Consider the following 13,442-nt stretch of genomic DNA (forward strand, 5'->3'; position numbering starts at 1 on the left):
CGAATAAATAGGGATGATAGAGGCGTAATTTAAGGATAAATAGCCTGATTAAGCTTTAAAGCTTCATTAACACTCTCGAGTCCTAAACCACCAATGAGCGCAGTACTTTTTATTGTGAGTAATGCATTATTTGTTGCAGCCGGTGTTGCGGCAATTAATGGCATTTGGGCAATAAGATCTTGCATGTTTTTGATCTTGCTAGCTGTACGTGTGCTCAACAAAATAATATCTGGTTGCATGGTAACAATTGCTTCACCAGATATAGGCTTGTAGTTACTGATTGATGTTGCAGCAGGGTTTTTAGCACCAGCAAGTGTAATGATGCTATCTGCAGTAGTATTACTTCCTGCAATGTTAATTGGGCGACCATCATGGATCATTAAGAACAAGACTTTTTTAGGAGTCTTAATATTGGCAGTTGCAGTATTAATTTTATCTAGCTGAACATTAAGCTTTTGTTTTAGCTTTTCAGCACGATCTTGATGATCAGTGAGTTTAGCAATCTGATCAATACGTGTAAGCAAATCTTTGACGGTTTCCCCTGAGTTAACAATATCAACTTCAACACCTGATTGCTCAAGTAGGTTAAGTGTACTTTGTGGCCCCATTTCATTAGAACCAACAAGGTGAGTCGGGGATAAAGACATTAAGTTCTCAGCTGAAAGCTGGCGGTGATAACCCACTTTAGGGGTTGATTTATCCACTAATCCTTTACTTGTTAGATCAACGGCGACGACTTGATCATTAGCATCTAAGGCGTTAATGATTTGAGTAACTGAAGCACCAGCACTGATGATTTTATTTTTCTCAGTTGCTGAGTCCGTACTTGCTTGCGCGTAGCTACTAAGTCCTAACACCAGCGTCAATAAAGAGGTTTTTAATAGAGAGTGTTTATGCATTGTTTGATTCTTCCATAAGTAGCTGAGTCGCTTTGATATTATTTTCTTGCAAGAAGGCGAGTAATTTGAGCATTTGTTCAACAGAGGCTGCTTTATCTGCACCAATCACAACAGGTTTCGTTGGGTTAGTTTTCACTTCTTGTAACAAGGCTGTTTTGAAGTCATCCCATTGATTGATTTTTTTACCTTGCAGTGCCCAATAAGGTGCTTCTGATACTAAATTAATAGCAATAGGATCGGCTTGGGTTGTCTGTAATGTTTTGGTTGCTGTTTGTGGTAAATCGACATCGAGGGCTTTAATTTTCACTGTGGCTGTTAACAGTAAAAACACCATGACAATAAAAATAATATCCAGTAATGGAGTCAGGTCTGGATTCATTTCCTCAGTTTGGAAAACGCTACTGTTGGCTTTGATCATGATGCAGTCCCATTAACGGCAGGGTTTTGTTCGCAGGTATCACAGGCTGATGTTTTCCCGTTTTCAGCGTCAACATTCATTCCTTCAAGCCAAAGATTACAACGGTTTAAACTGTGTTCTAGTTTAGCCGTAACATTATCAGCCCATAGCCCAAGTAGTTGTGCACCAGTAATGGCAGGAAGTGCGATGATCAAACCAGCAGCTGTTGTTCGCATAGCAAGACCAAGACCGTCAGCAAGATCGCTGGGAGTCACAGAGCCTGTTGAATGGGAAATACCGGTAAACATATCAATTAAGCCAAGCACTGTACCGAGTAAACCAAGTAACGGACTAATAACACCAATCAGACTTAATAAGCGTAAACCTGAACGTAATTCAGTGCGTTTTTGTATTAACCAAATAGCGGCAGCATCTTCACGTAATGGTTTAGTGAAATGGCGATGCGCAATTAACATCGCAATTCCTTTATAAAGCAAAGGGCGTTGCTGTTTTAGCTCCTCGGTTAAATTATCTAGTGCGTGTTCGTCGTGACGGTTTTGCTGAGCAAGTAATGCTGTAACTTTTGTTTTGCCTACACCGGTACATAACAAAACTTGAATAAGACGCTCAGTTAAAATCATAACAGTGAGCACAGAACAAATAATAAGAGGCCACGCCATTAGGCCAAGTTGCTGGTTGAGGTTATCAATAAAAGGCATGATTTAATCCAATTTGAAACGAACGGGAATTTGAACACGGTGTGCAATAGCAATGCCGTCAACAATATGGGGTGAGAAGCGCCACTTTTTAATCGCTTTAAGTGCCGCATCATCAAGTACATTGGCACCAGATGATTTAACCAGTTTTTGTTTAACTTGATGACCATCTTTTGCAATCAGTACTTCAACTAAGACTGTGCCTTCAATACCACGACGTTTTGCTAATTGTGGATACTTCACAGCGGAAGGTTTCGTGGCAAACGTGGGTTTTGAGACCAATTGAGGTGAATGTGCTCCAACGGTTGTTTTTTTAGCTTTAGTTGTCTTATTTAATGCCAGTTGTGATGACACAGGCTGGCTAGAATCTGTTGGTTTAAGTTCAAATTTCTCAGTTTTTCGTTGGGCATTTGTTACGTTTTTAGTCGCTGTTTTTTTCTCAACTTTTTTCTCAACTTTTTTCTGAATATTTTTCGTTACTACTGGCTTTTTTTCTATTTTCGTTGGGGCTTTCTTCGTGGGTTGAACCGGAGCTTTAACTGTTTTCTTTTTCTTTTCAGGTTGTGATTTTTTGACCAACTTTTTCATTGTTGTTTTTGGTGCAGGTGTGTTTTTAACAACCGGTTGAGGAGTCACGATTGCTGAAGGCTGAGCCGTAGCAGGTGCAACGATGGTTTCTGGTTTTATATTAGGTAGTGATACTAAGTTGACAGCCACGCTCGTCGACTTTTCAAGAGGGACTGTAATGATCTTCTTCTCTGGCATTGCTGACACAATAAGACTGTGGAAGAGAATAGAGGCACAGCCAGCAATGAGATAACGTTTTATATTCACAATGTACGCCTTATTGAACAGATGAAGGAATGTGAACTAAATGTTTAATTGCGGTTTTTTGCATGGTGTATTTCTTAATATAATTCCGTTTATTCAATAGATTAGAGTTGTTTTTTAGATGTAACACTAATGTTTATAACCAGTATAAACATCATTATCCATGAAATACGAATAATATCAATTATCATTTGCAATATTATTTGATCGTTAATATCATGAGCACAGTTAGCCGATGATGTAAGACTTAGACTTGCTCACTTGAGAACGTTTAGTAACAAAGGCTAAAGTAAAAATGCATAGAATTTATGGACGCAATAAATAGTTTTTTTTCTATGGAAGCTGGTTGTATAGAAAAATATCTAAAGAGAAGGAAAACCAAGGTGTTTGAGCAATACACTCGTGAAGAATTGAAATTGAAAGTCGCTGATTTATTAACTGACAACCCAAAACTTCATGCTGTTTCAATCGCAGAGCAATTAGCCGTAACAGAAGGTGAGGTTGTCATGTCTTACCCTGATGAAATGGTGTGTTTATTGCCCGGCCATTTAGCGAAAACAATTGTAGAGTTGTTACCTGAATGGGGACCTGTTACTACGATTGTGCATTCAATGGGCTCTATCTTTGAAGTAAAAGCGGCGTTCCCAAAAGGCAAAGAAGCGCGTGGATATTATAATCTAATGGGTAAAGAGGGCGAGTTACATGGTCACTTACGTTTAGATCTTGTTTCGGACGTTGCGCTCGTCAGTAAACCTTTTATGGGGAAGGAAAGTTACTTCATCGGTTTTTTTGCCGTAACAGGCGAGTGTGTATTTAAAGTCTATTTAGGTAGAGATAAACATCGTAACTTGTTCCCAGAGCAAATTGAGAAATTTAAGTTGTTAAAACAAATTAAATAAATCTAGTCGAAGAACTAGGCCAAAGAAAAGCTAGTCAAATTGAGGAAGAAATATCATGAGTGAAGTAAAACAGGAACGTTTGCAAAATCGCCTTGGTCCTGAGATTAAAGAATTCCGCGAAGCATGCCAAACGCTACAATTAGCAACGGTAGATGCGAACGGTAAACCCAATGTGAGCTATGCACCGTTCGCTTTGCTTGATGATGGTTATTACGTATTAATTAGCCAAATTGCTAAACATGCCAGAAATCTACTTGAAAACCCGCAAGTCTCTTTAATGATGATTGAAGACGAATCTGCATCTAAAGTGCTTTACGCCCGCAAGCGTCTAACGTTTGAAGCTGATGTGAGTGTGATTGAACGAAAATCAGATCGTTGGCATCAAGGAATTGCTGCACTGCAAACGCGTTTTGGTGAAATTGTAGAAGGCTTAAGTGGGTTAGAAGATTTTTCATTGTTCCGCTTAGCACCGACTCAAGGTTTATTTGTTAAAGGGTTTGGCCAGGCATTCCAAGTCAGTGGCGATGATTTAGTAGATTTTGTTCATCTACAAGAAGGTCACCGTCGTGTTAAAGACGGGAGTGAGATCGAGTCAGCCGAAGAAAAGCTATAGTATTTCAAACTATTCTCTTATAAATGCCTGTGCTGAAATGTACAGGCATTTGTTTGTTTAGGGTGTTATAGCAGACTTTAGCGAAGTGTAAACAGCCTGTTTTGATCCTGATCATTCTAATTTGCAGCGAAACTTGAAGTCGCTGAAATACCTGTGATAATTAGAGCTAAATCATTACCTTTATTGCAGATATGGATTAACGTTATGACACAGGATAATAAAAAAGGCGTTTGGTTTGCGTATATAGCAAGCTTTCTTACTCCGTTTACACTGCTTACCTCTGGTATTGTGGCAATCATTTATGCAGGGTACCAATTAAACAAAGGTACTGACGAGCTTACATATAGCCACTATTACTCCATTATCCGTAGCTTCTTTTTATTCTTTACATTTTTTGTGGTATTGGGTGTAACAGCGGCAACAACAACGGGTATGGTTGCCGGTGCTGATTATTGGGTGCAAGGTTCAATGCTTCACGATGTAATGAATAGTGTGTTAAATGTTCTACCATTTGTTGGCGCTGCCATTGCTATCGTTGCTGTACTTTATTGGCTATTTAAAATTATTAAAGGCATGAGGATGCTAAGCGAAAATAAGCCAATGTGTTTATAAGCTTAGCCATTTGGTGAAACATTAAGTTAAGAAGAAAGAGTAGCTAACATGGCTGCTCTTTTTTTTGAAGTGATTGACGCCGAGTAGTGCTGATAGCAAATTTTGTTTATAAAAAAGGATAGCGATAGTGCTATCCTTTTTTCTAAAAGTTAATAAAAGGAATTAACTTTTTTTGAATTGTTTCACTAAGCTATCTAGTTCAGTAAGCAGTTTCTCTGCTTTAGGATCTTGCTTTTTCATAGCTGTAAGTACATCTTTTTGTACTTGTTTGTCTTGCTTGCTAATTGCAGGATCAGACAGGATAGATTGCTGCTGTTTCGCTAATTCCATACGAATGTTAGTAAACTCTTTGATAAGCTCAGTACGCTTCGCATTAGATAAATCGTCTTTACGTGCTTCAAGTTGAATTTCTTGAGCGCGTTTGATTAGCTTCTCTGGGTTGTAACCTTTTTCTTTTACTTTGTTATTAAAAGCTGTTTCGTAAGCTTTTAGCTCTTTCACCAATTCAGGGTGAGATTGAAGAGTCTGATGACGGATACCCGCAAGCTCTTGTTGAATCACACCAATACGGTTAGCGATATTTTGCTGTTGAGCTGTAATCTGAGGAGCAGCAGCTGGAACAACGGTAGCCTCTTTAGCCATAGCAGGAGCTGCGGTAAATACGCATGCAAGTGCTAGAGGAACAGCTGCTTTTAGTAGCTTTGATTTTAAGCTTGATGCTTTAGTATGCATATGACTTTCTCTTTAATTATGTTGATATCGCTAATATACGATGCGTTTCAATTTGTATTGTCAGATGATAGTCAGTAAGCCTGAATATAGTCTGACAATTGTTCGCATTGCCTGCGTATTAACTTTTATTACTAATATCGTAAATCATAGTTCTACGCAAATAAATCGTCATACAATTGCAATATTCTTTTATAGCGTAGATAATTGAGGCTAAATTTTTGGTTGTTGCATATTAAATGACCACTTTATACCTTTTAGTCTGTTAAGGTTTACCTCTTTATCTCGTTGAGTCGGTAAACTGATGTCGGTTGGAGCTCCTATGTGTCAAGATTGCGGTTGTTCACTCGCAGGTGGTGATCATCACCATCATCACCAATTACAAGCAAACCCTCAGCTTAATGATAAAAAAACCTTATCGGTAATTCACAAAATACTAGATAAAAATGATGTAGAAGCGGCACACAATCGTGCGCATTTTAATGCTAAAAATGTGACTGCATTTAATTTAATGAGTAGCCCTGGTAGCGGTAAAACGACCTTATTAGAACATCTACATCAGTATACGCCGCTGAAATATGCCGTTGTTGAAGGTGACTTAGAAACATCACGCGATGCTGATCGATTAAAAGCGCAAGGGATTAATGCCTACCAAATTCAAACGGGTTCGGCCTGCCATCTTGATGCGTTCATGGTGCATTCCGCGCTTCATCATATTGAATTAGATGATCTTGATATTTGTTTCGTTGAAAACGTCGGTAATCTTGTTTGCCCTGCGAGTTACGATGTGGGCACGCATAAAAATATCGTATTGGTCTCAGTACCAGAAGGCGATGATAAAATTGAAAAATACCCAGTGATGTTCCGCCGCGCTGATGTCGTTCTTATTACTAAGTGTGATTTATTGCCGTATTTTGATTTCAGTATTGAAGAAGCAAAAGCGCAACTACAAAAACTTAATCCTAATGTTGAAGTTATTTCATTATCAACCAAAGATCCTGAAAGCTTCCAACCACTTGTATCATGGATTAACAACAATCTGATTGAAGGATAATTATCATGTGTTTATCTATTCCTTCACAGGTGGTTGAGTTACATCCTGAAGAAAATAGTGTCACGGTTGATACCATGGGAGTTAAGCGAACAGTAAGCTGTCATTTATTAACTGAGCCCTTGGCGTTAGGGGATTATGTATTAATCCATATTGGTTTTGTGATGAGCAAAATTGATGATAAAGATGCCCAAGAAAGTTTAGAAATGTACCGTTTACTGTTGGCTGAAGCAGGGCCATTAGCATTATGAGTTTTGACTTAAAACAGTTATATCAAGGCTTTCGTGATGCTGATACTGTACTGAGTTTAGCCGAGCAGATAAAAGCCATAGCGCCACAATTACCTGAGCCTTTAAAAGTGATGGAAGTGTGTGGCGGCCATACACATACCATCATGAAGTATGGTTTAAAGCAGTTACTACCTGAGAATATTGATTTTATTCATGGCCCTGGTTGTCCTGTTTGCGTTATGCCCAAAGAACGTATTGATCATGCCGCTGCACTGGCATGCCAACCCAATGTTATTTTAGTTACCCTTGGCGATATGATCCGCGTTCCGGGTTCAAAAGGTAGTTTGGCGCAATATCGTGCTAAGGGTTGTGATATTCGACCTATTTACGATCCGCTTGATTGCTTAACCATTGCGACAGAAAACCCGGATAAAGAGGTGGTTTTCTTTGCCATTGGTTTTGAAACCTCAACGCCTATGACCGCCGTTTTAGTTGAGCTTGCAGAGCAACGCCAAATCAATAATCTCTACTTTCACATTAACCATGTTTTAGTGCCGCCTGCTGTTGATGCGGTAATGGCTGATCCAGCGGTAAAAGTGAATGCGTTTATTGGCCCGTCACATGTGAGTGTGATTGAAGGGGCGAAGATTTATCGTCCGTTGGTTGAGAAATACAATACTCCCGTAGTCGTTGCAGGTTTTGAACCTGTTGATGTGATGGAATCTATTCTACGTATCACTAAACAAAAAATCGCGGGTGAACCTGAACTCGACGTGCAATATACGCGTGCAGTAACAGAAGAGGGTAATACGGTTGCTCAACAAGCCGTAAAACGTTGTTTTGATGTGCGCGATAGTTTTCGCTGGCGTGGTTTAGGACCTATTGCTAATTCTGCGTTGAAATTAAATGCTGCTTATCAACACCGTGATGCTGAAATACGTTTTGCGGATTGCTTACCCATGACACCGATTGATGATCATAAAGCATGTCAATGTGGTGATATTCTTCGCGGCTTAGCGAAACCTCAAGATTGCAAAGTCTTTGGACGTGGTTGTACACCGCAAACACCATTAGGTAGCTGTATGGTGAGCTCTGAAGGTGCATGTAATGCTTATTTCCGTTACCGAGGCGTTTAATAATGACTGATATTGATTTAACAACCTTATCTACAACCAAGTCGATTCAATTAAGTCATGGTGGCGGTGGTCAGGAAATGAATAAGCTGATCAAAGGCTTATTCTTTAAAGCGTTTGATAACGATATCCTTCGTAATGAAGAAGATGCTGCGGTTTTAACACTGGAAGGTAACACGGCTTTTACTACCGATTCCTTTACGGTTTCGCCATTGTTTTTTGCTGGTGGCAATATCGGTAAATTAGCCATTGCAGGTACGGTGAACGACCTTGCGATGATGGGCGCAAAACCTCAGTATTTGAGTTGCAGTGTGATCATCGAAGAAGGCTTTGATGTTGCTAATCTAAAGACCATTGTTGATAGCATGGCAAATGAGCTCAGTATTTCTGGCGCTAAAATCGTGTGCGGCGATACTAAAGTTGTGCCTAAAGGGTGTGCGGATGGTTTGTTTATCAATACCACAGGTGTTGGCACTATTACTAAATCTGGCATTTCGGTACGTAACCTAAAACAAGGTGATGCAATCATTGTTTCTCGTGATATTGGTCGTCATGGCGCCGCTATTTTAATGGCACGTGAAGGGCTAACGCTAGAATCTGAACTTATTAGTGATTGCAATACCTTATGGCCTGCGGTTGAGGCGTTAATTGCCGCAGATCTTGATATTCATGCAATGCGTGATGCTACACGTGGTGGTTTATCTGCAGTACTTAACGAATGGGCGCAAGCGTCTGACATTGGTATCAATGTGGTTGAAGATGATGTGCCTGTAAGTGAAGAAGTACGTGGGCTTTGTGAGTTATACGGTTTTGAACCGTTTGATCTTGCAAACGAAGGAACATTTATTATCGCACTACCACAAGAACAAGCAGAAAAAGCATTAGAAGTATTAAGCGCATTTGCTGCATGTGGTGATGCTGCCATTATTGGTGAAGTCAGTGATGATTATGCAGGTCGCGTAATCTTAACTAGCGGATGGGGTAGCCGTCGTTACCTTGATTTACCACAAGGTGAGTTACTTCCGAGGATTTGTTAATGCATGAATATTCCATTGTTGGCGCTTTAATTGAACAATGCGAACAACATGCCGAAGATAATGACGCGACCAAAGTGACTCGTGTTGCAATAAAAGTCGGTATTTTAAGCGGTGTTGAACCAGCGTTATTAGAAACAGCCTTTCAAACCTTTAAGTTAGAAGGGGTTTGTCATGACGCAATATTTGAAATGCAGATCCAACCCTTAGTATTATCGTGTTTTGAGTGTGGGCAAGAAACCACGCATAACGAGCGCAGTATTATTTGCAGCCATTGCCAGAGTAATCGCACACAGGTTATTGATGGCGAAGATTTGTTACTGATGCAACTTGAGTTGGAATAAAGCAACAATCCTATGAATAAGATAAAGGCAGCGCTGTCGAATACAGTGGCTGCCTTTTTTATTGTTGATACTGTGAAACTACTGAGTAGGCTGAATGCTTATTTGTGCACGACAACCACCGTGTGGGTTATTCAGAAGCTCGAATTCATAACCGTATTTATGGCATATATCACGGGATATGAGTAATCCTAAGCCATATCCTTCCACACCTCTTGGCTTTTTCTCTAATCCGATTCCAGTATCAATAATCGATATACGTAATGGGGTAACACTAATCACGACTGAACCTTTCTCAGTGCAAGAAAATGCGTTTTTGAGTAAATTTCCTACTAGGATTTTTAAACTGGTTTTAGGAATTTTAATGTCAATAGAGTGGCTTAATTCAATACGGTATTCGACGGGCTTATTCTTTAACAAATGTAAGTGACTTTGTACTATTTCTTCTAATTCGTCTTTGGTTAACTCACGGCTTTGTAGCTCATCTAGATTTTCCTCACGAGTAAGAGAAAGTAACGTTGTAACGAAGTCATTCATTTCATCACAGGCTCTAGATAAACGATCCCGTTGCTTGTCAATAAACTCGGGTGCTGAAGAATGTGCTAATAAATAGGTTGCTCCCTTTATCACCATGAGTGGTGTACGAAGTTCATGACTTGCATATCGATTAAATGCTCTCTCCCGTTCGATGGATTGCTTAATACGATCTTGGTATTGGTTTAAACTATCAACAAGCATGGTTAACTCTTGTGTTTTAACACCTTTGGGGATGACTATTGGGCTTAAATCATTGGCTGAACGACGTTGCAACTGATGGGTGAGAACCGATAAAGGATGGTTTAGGCGGCGTGAAATTAGCAGCATAATCGTCAAGGTGATAATTAAAAGTATGACTGAAATTACGGCTTGCTCGATATTCTCTTTAAAGATCTGATCTTCACTAAGCTCATAGATTTCATCAAAGTAAAAAGTGTAGAGATCAGCATGATGACCGTTACTATTGGTCATTAAACTTTTCATTACAAAATAGTCTGTTGAGTATCCATTAGGTTGGTATACTTCGATCGCCTCGTTATAGGGGAGATCTTTATCAATATCAAAGTGTTTAGGAACATTGGCTAAACCCACATAACTTTGGCTGGTGCGAGTTATGTACTGTAATTCTGAAGGTGAGTTTTGTAGCTTATTTATAATATCTTCAGTTTTGTGTTCTAGGGCATTTTGTGCATTTAATAATTCGAGCTCATCCACTGTTGACTCAACTAAAGCGAAGTGGATGGTGATCATGGCTATAGCGACAACAGCAAAATAGAAAAACGTTATTTCGCGTGCAGAGCGTAGTTTTTTCATTGTTGCTTATCTTCTTTAATCTGTTTGATGAGCTGGTAGCCCACTTTAGGGATAGTTTTGATATAGCTATGATTAAAGCCTTTGTCTATTTGAGTTCTTAATTGATAGATGTGGCTACGTAGTACATTGTTTTCAGGTTCATCATCGCCCCATAAGGTATTAATTAATTCTTGTTTTGTGAGGGTATCTGGTGCTCGTAACAGCATTAATTTCAAAATAGTAAATAGAGTAGGGTTAAGTGGTATCTGTCTGTTTTCACGGGTGGCAATGTGAGTTTTGAGATCAAGGAACAAATCACCAAATTGCAGTATTTGTGCCGCTGTGTTTCCTTTACGGCGACGGGTTAAAGCGGTAATCCTTGCTTCAAGGATCTCTAAATCAAAAGGCTTAATTAAGTAATCATCAGCACCCGTTGCAAAACCTTCTAATGTATCTTCACGAGTATCTCGGGCTGTAAGCATGAGTATAGGAGTATCGATGCCATCTTTACGTAATTGTTGACATACCATGTAGCCGTCCATACGTGGCAGCATGACATCAAGTATGATCAAATCATAATGATGTTGCTTTGCCAGTTTGTATCCTTGGATGCCATTGTTAGCGTAATCAAGCGTATAACTTTTAATTTCAAAAAAGTCGAAGATGATATTGGCTATATCTTGGTGATCTTCAATGAGTAATAATTTCATTATATTTAAGTTCGATGGTTGATCAGCACGCTAAGTAACGAGAAAAGAGAATAGGTTGTTAGGTTAGTTATTCTCTTTTCTTTTATTCGTTAGATTGATGATAGTTAATTGTTATATTTCGCAACTTCAGTTGCAAATTTATCACGGCATTGACTGAAAATATCTAATTCTGCTTGATACTCTTCGGTACTGACATCCATCACGCCCAGCATGGAATGAAAGATATTATCGTGAGAGTAGGTGCCCGTTTTGCTAGCTGCTTGTTTTAAACAGGTATAGTCAATATTTTTCGTTTGTTGAAAACTTGGCGACATCCATACTATTAACGGTACTTTGGTTTGGTATTCGGGGGCAAACCGATAAGGAATACCGTGCAAATAAGTGCCGTTTTCACCGAGAGACTCGCCATGATCTGAGATATAAACCAGCGCAGTATTATATTGCTCATTCAGTTGTTGTAGTTTCTCGATCATTTGGCTGATCACATAGTCAGTATATAAAATCGTATTATCGTAGCTGTTGATGATTTGCTCTTGGCTGCAGTTTTCAATATCAGCTCGTGGGCAATCAGGCTGGAATATCGCTTTATTTGATGGGTAACGTTGATAGTACGTGGGGCCATGACTACCAATTAAATGAAGCGTGATCATGCGATTACCACTTAGATCTTCGATATCTTGTTCGATATTTTCAAGTAGCGCCATGTCGTAACAAGTTGAGCCATTACACATCTCATCTTTACGGGAACGATCTATCTCGATCTTAGTAATATTCTTCGCGACAGATTTATCACCTCCATCGTTTTCTTTCCATAGCTGAGAAACGTTAGCGCGTTGCAGAATATCAAGGAGGTTATCTTGGTTATCCGCTTGCGAGCGTTCGAAGTTGTCTCGGTTCAAATTGGCAAATATGCAAGGCACCGAGACTGCTGTTGCTGTACCACATGCTGTTACGTCTTGAAACGAGATCATATTAAGCTCACGAGTATAACGGTTGGTGTTACGGTGATAGCCATTTAGTTCGTAATTCTGCGCACGAGCTGTTTCACCAACTACCATGATCATCAGTGTGGGTTTTGTTTTTGCCTGCGCTAAGGCTGCGTTACTTTGTTTAGCATCCAAACCTATGTGCTTATAAGGTTGTGGAGTGGTGAAATAGGTGTGTTTTACGTATTTAATAGTGCTGTAGACAAACTGAGTGGGAATAATCACTTTTTTCAGATAGCTATTATTACGTCCAACCGAGGCATAGTCTTGGTAATACACTGCTGCAATTAACCCAACCACCACTAATGAAATTAGCATTGATACAAGCTTGGCTGTAATAAAAGTCATAGGGCTTGTTATTGGCTTGATTGGCAGTTTATAGATGAGCAGCGCGGGTATGACACCCATTAGAAGTGTCCACATTGCAGAGTATAAGCTGAGATAAGAGCTGGCTTCACTGCTGTCTGTTTCTATGATGTTGGCAATCATGCCGTAGTCAAACATGATGCCATAGTTGAACCCAGCATAACTCACCATACTTGATAAAATCAGTAAGATAATAAAGAACGGCTTACTTATCTTAGGCCAACTAAATAATGAAAAAAGAAAGTTTAAGCAGACGAGAAAGAAAAGTGGGATTGTGAGTACAAAACCAAGTTTAACGGTTTCAAGTTGACTAAATATTCCAATCAGTGCCTTATATACAGGTAAGTTAACTATGGCTGTAAAATACAGTGCGAGTAGGAAAGTAAAGGTAGCATAAGATACGCCACCAACACGTTTTTGCTTAATCATATTCATTGTTTATTTCGAAGGATTACAAACCAAATTGATGCAAATAAGCGGAATAACCCTTCTTTCTCCACGTCGTTATTCGCCGTAAGTTATAAACGCTAAAAGGTGAAAAAAATGTTGAAACGTTTTATCTCTAG

At 39.3% G+C, this 13,442-nt stretch carries 16 protein-coding genes; 8 read left to right on the forward strand and 8 right to left on the reverse strand.

Going from position 1 to position 13,442, the window contains the following annotated elements; genetic code table 11:
* Nucleotides 1–29: 29 nt before the first annotated feature.
* Genes C9J42_RS04445 through C9J42_RS04460 form a run of 4 tightly spaced genes read right to left on the reverse strand, consistent with a single transcriptional unit; the run spans nt 30 to nt 2,846 of the window.
* Nucleotides 30–899 (reverse strand): hemin ABC transporter substrate-binding protein, encoded by an 870-nt coding sequence (locus tag C9J42_RS04445; protein WP_107301691.1) that lies wholly within the window; start codon nt 897–899, stop codon nt 30–32.
* The gene (locus tag C9J42_RS04450; RefSeq protein ID WP_107206404.1) at nt 892–1,317 is read right to left on the reverse strand and encodes a biopolymer transporter ExbD; all 426 of its coding nucleotides are present in this window, start codon (nt 1,315–1,317) and stop codon (nt 892–894) included. The genes C9J42_RS04445 and C9J42_RS04450 overlap by 8 nt, the downstream gene beginning before the upstream one ends.
* Nucleotides 1,314–2,015: a MotA/TolQ/ExbB proton channel family protein gene (locus C9J42_RS04455; RefSeq protein ID WP_005368267.1), complete on the reverse strand. Its 702-nt coding sequence runs from the start codon at nt 2,013–2,015 to the stop codon at nt 1,314–1,316. The genes C9J42_RS04450 and C9J42_RS04455 overlap by 4 nt, the downstream gene beginning before the upstream one ends.
* A 3-nt stretch (nt 2,016–2,018) precedes the next feature.
* Nucleotides 2,019–2,846 (reverse strand): energy transducer TonB, encoded by an 828-nt coding sequence (locus tag C9J42_RS04460; RefSeq protein WP_107301692.1) that lies wholly within the window; start codon nt 2,844–2,846, stop codon nt 2,019–2,021.
* Between the two features lie 380 nt (nt 2,847–3,226).
* Here C9J42_RS04460 and hutX point away from each other — a divergent pair, with 380 nt between their 5' ends.
* The 3 genes from hutX (at nt 3,227) to C9J42_RS04475 (ending at nt 4,967) form a co-directional block, all read left to right on the forward strand.
* Nucleotides 3,227–3,742: a heme utilization cystosolic carrier protein HutX gene (hutX, locus tag C9J42_RS04465; RefSeq protein ID WP_107301693.1), complete on the forward strand. Its 516-nt coding sequence runs from the start codon at nt 3,227–3,229 to the stop codon at nt 3,740–3,742.
* Nucleotides 3,743–3,797: 55 nt separating this feature from the next.
* Entirely contained in the window at nt 3,798–4,355 is a 558-nt protein-coding gene (gene hutZ / locus C9J42_RS04470; RefSeq protein WP_045130810.1) for a heme utilization protein HutZ, read from the forward strand.
* A 204-nt stretch (nt 4,356–4,559) separates the two neighbouring features.
* Complete coding sequence (locus tag C9J42_RS04475; RefSeq protein WP_107206407.1) at nt 4,560–4,967, forward strand: hypothetical protein; 408 nt, start codon at nt 4,560–4,562, stop codon at nt 4,965–4,967.
* A 162-nt stretch (nt 4,968–5,129) separates the two neighbouring features.
* Here the strand turns inward: C9J42_RS04475 and C9J42_RS04480 are convergent, their stop codons facing one another.
* Entirely contained in the window at nt 5,130–5,699 is a 570-nt protein-coding gene (locus C9J42_RS04480; protein ID WP_107206408.1) for a hypothetical protein, read from the reverse strand.
* Between the two features lie 319 nt (nt 5,700–6,018).
* Between C9J42_RS04480 and hypB the strand changes: the two genes are divergently transcribed.
* The 5 genes from hypB to C9J42_RS04505 are packed head-to-tail and all read left to right on the forward strand — an operon-like array spanning nt 6,019 to nt 9,488.
* Nucleotides 6,019–6,750 (forward strand): hydrogenase nickel incorporation protein HypB, encoded by a 732-nt coding sequence (gene hypB, locus C9J42_RS04485; RefSeq protein WP_005368248.1) that lies wholly within the window; start codon nt 6,019–6,021, stop codon nt 6,748–6,750.
* 5 nt (nt 6,751–6,755) lie between these two features.
* Nucleotides 6,756–6,998, forward strand: coding sequence for a HypC/HybG/HupF family hydrogenase formation chaperone (locus tag C9J42_RS04490; RefSeq protein ID WP_005368247.1), 243 nt, complete (start codon nt 6,756–6,758; stop codon nt 6,996–6,998).
* A complete protein-coding gene (gene hypD / locus C9J42_RS04495) occupies nt 6,995–8,113 on the forward strand; it encodes a hydrogenase formation protein HypD (RefSeq protein WP_105060057.1) in 1,119 nt (372 codons plus the stop codon). The genes C9J42_RS04490 and hypD overlap by 4 nt, the downstream gene beginning before the upstream one ends.
* A 2-nt stretch (nt 8,114–8,115) precedes the next feature.
* Nucleotides 8,116–9,147 (forward strand): hydrogenase expression/formation protein HypE, encoded by a 1,032-nt coding sequence (gene hypE / locus C9J42_RS04500; protein WP_107206410.1) that lies wholly within the window; start codon nt 8,116–8,118, stop codon nt 9,145–9,147.
* Nucleotides 9,147–9,488, forward strand: coding sequence for a hydrogenase maturation nickel metallochaperone HypA (locus C9J42_RS04505; protein ID WP_107206411.1), 342 nt, complete (start codon nt 9,147–9,149; stop codon nt 9,486–9,488). The genes hypE and C9J42_RS04505 overlap by 1 nt, the downstream gene beginning before the upstream one ends.
* A 78-nt stretch (nt 9,489–9,566) precedes the next feature.
* On the opposite strand, the gene C9J42_RS04510 is transcribed toward C9J42_RS04505, so the two are convergent.
* The 3 genes from C9J42_RS04510 to C9J42_RS04520 all read right to left on the reverse strand — a co-directional run bounded on the left by C9J42_RS04510 (nt 9,567) and on the right by C9J42_RS04520 (nt 13,311).
* Entirely contained in the window at nt 9,567–10,835 is a 1,269-nt protein-coding gene (locus C9J42_RS04510; RefSeq protein ID WP_107290942.1) for a HAMP domain-containing sensor histidine kinase, read from the reverse strand.
* Entirely contained in the window at nt 10,832–11,524 is a 693-nt protein-coding gene (locus tag C9J42_RS04515) for a response regulator transcription factor (protein WP_107206413.1), read from the reverse strand. Before C9J42_RS04515 ends, C9J42_RS04510 begins: the two co-directional genes overlap by 4 nt.
* Nucleotides 11,525–11,628: 104 nt before the next feature.
* A complete protein-coding gene (locus tag C9J42_RS04520) occupies nt 11,629–13,311 on the reverse strand; it encodes a phosphoethanolamine transferase (protein ID WP_107301694.1) in 1,683 nt (560 codons plus the stop codon).
* Between the last annotated feature and the right edge of the window lie 131 nt (nt 13,312–13,442).

The sequence above is a fragment of the Photobacterium sp. GB-56 genome, assembly GCF_003026105.1.
Lineage (GTDB): Bacteria > Pseudomonadota > Gammaproteobacteria > Enterobacterales > Vibrionaceae > Photobacterium.

Excerpts from the sequence above, each read along its gene's own strand:
- C9J42_RS04445 (WP_107301691.1), bottom strand. The coding sequence starts at position 899 with ATGCATAAACACTCTCTATTAAAAACCTCTTTATTGACGCTGGTGTTA.
- C9J42_RS04450 (WP_107206404.1), bottom strand. The coding sequence starts at position 1,317 with ATGATCAAAGCCAACAGTAGCGTTTTCCAAACTGAGGAAATGAATCCA.
- C9J42_RS04455 (WP_005368267.1), bottom strand. The coding sequence starts at position 2,015 with ATGCCTTTTATTGATAACCTCAACCAGCAACTTGGCCTAATGGCGTGG.
- hutZ (WP_045130810.1), top strand. The coding sequence starts at position 3,798 with ATGAGTGAAGTAAAACAGGAACGTTTGCAAAATCGCCTTGGTCCTGAG.
- C9J42_RS04475 (WP_107206407.1), top strand. The coding sequence starts at position 4,560 with ATGACACAGGATAATAAAAAAGGCGTTTGGTTTGCGTATATAGCAAGC.
- C9J42_RS04480 (WP_107206408.1), bottom strand. The coding sequence starts at position 5,699 with ATGCATACTAAAGCATCAAGCTTAAAATCAAAGCTACTAAAAGCAGCT.
- hypB (WP_005368248.1), top strand. The coding sequence starts at position 6,019 with ATGTGTCAAGATTGCGGTTGTTCACTCGCAGGTGGTGATCATCACCAT.
- C9J42_RS04490 (WP_005368247.1), top strand. The coding sequence starts at position 6,756 with ATGTGTTTATCTATTCCTTCACAGGTGGTTGAGTTACATCCTGAAGAA.
- hypD (WP_105060057.1), top strand. The coding sequence starts at position 6,995 with ATGAGTTTTGACTTAAAACAGTTATATCAAGGCTTTCGTGATGCTGAT.
- hypE (WP_107206410.1), top strand. The coding sequence starts at position 8,116 with ATGACTGATATTGATTTAACAACCTTATCTACAACCAAGTCGATTCAA.
- C9J42_RS04505 (WP_107206411.1), top strand. The coding sequence starts at position 9,147 with ATGCATGAATATTCCATTGTTGGCGCTTTAATTGAACAATGCGAACAA.
- C9J42_RS04510 (WP_107290942.1), bottom strand. The coding sequence starts at position 10,835 with ATGAAAAAACTACGCTCTGCACGCGAAATAACGTTTTTCTATTTTGCT.
- C9J42_RS04515 (WP_107206413.1), bottom strand. The coding sequence starts at position 11,524 with ATGAAATTATTACTCATTGAAGATCACCAAGATATAGCCAATATCATC.
- C9J42_RS04520 (WP_107301694.1), bottom strand. The coding sequence starts at position 13,311 with ATGAATATGATTAAGCAAAAACGTGTTGGTGGCGTATCTTATGCTACC.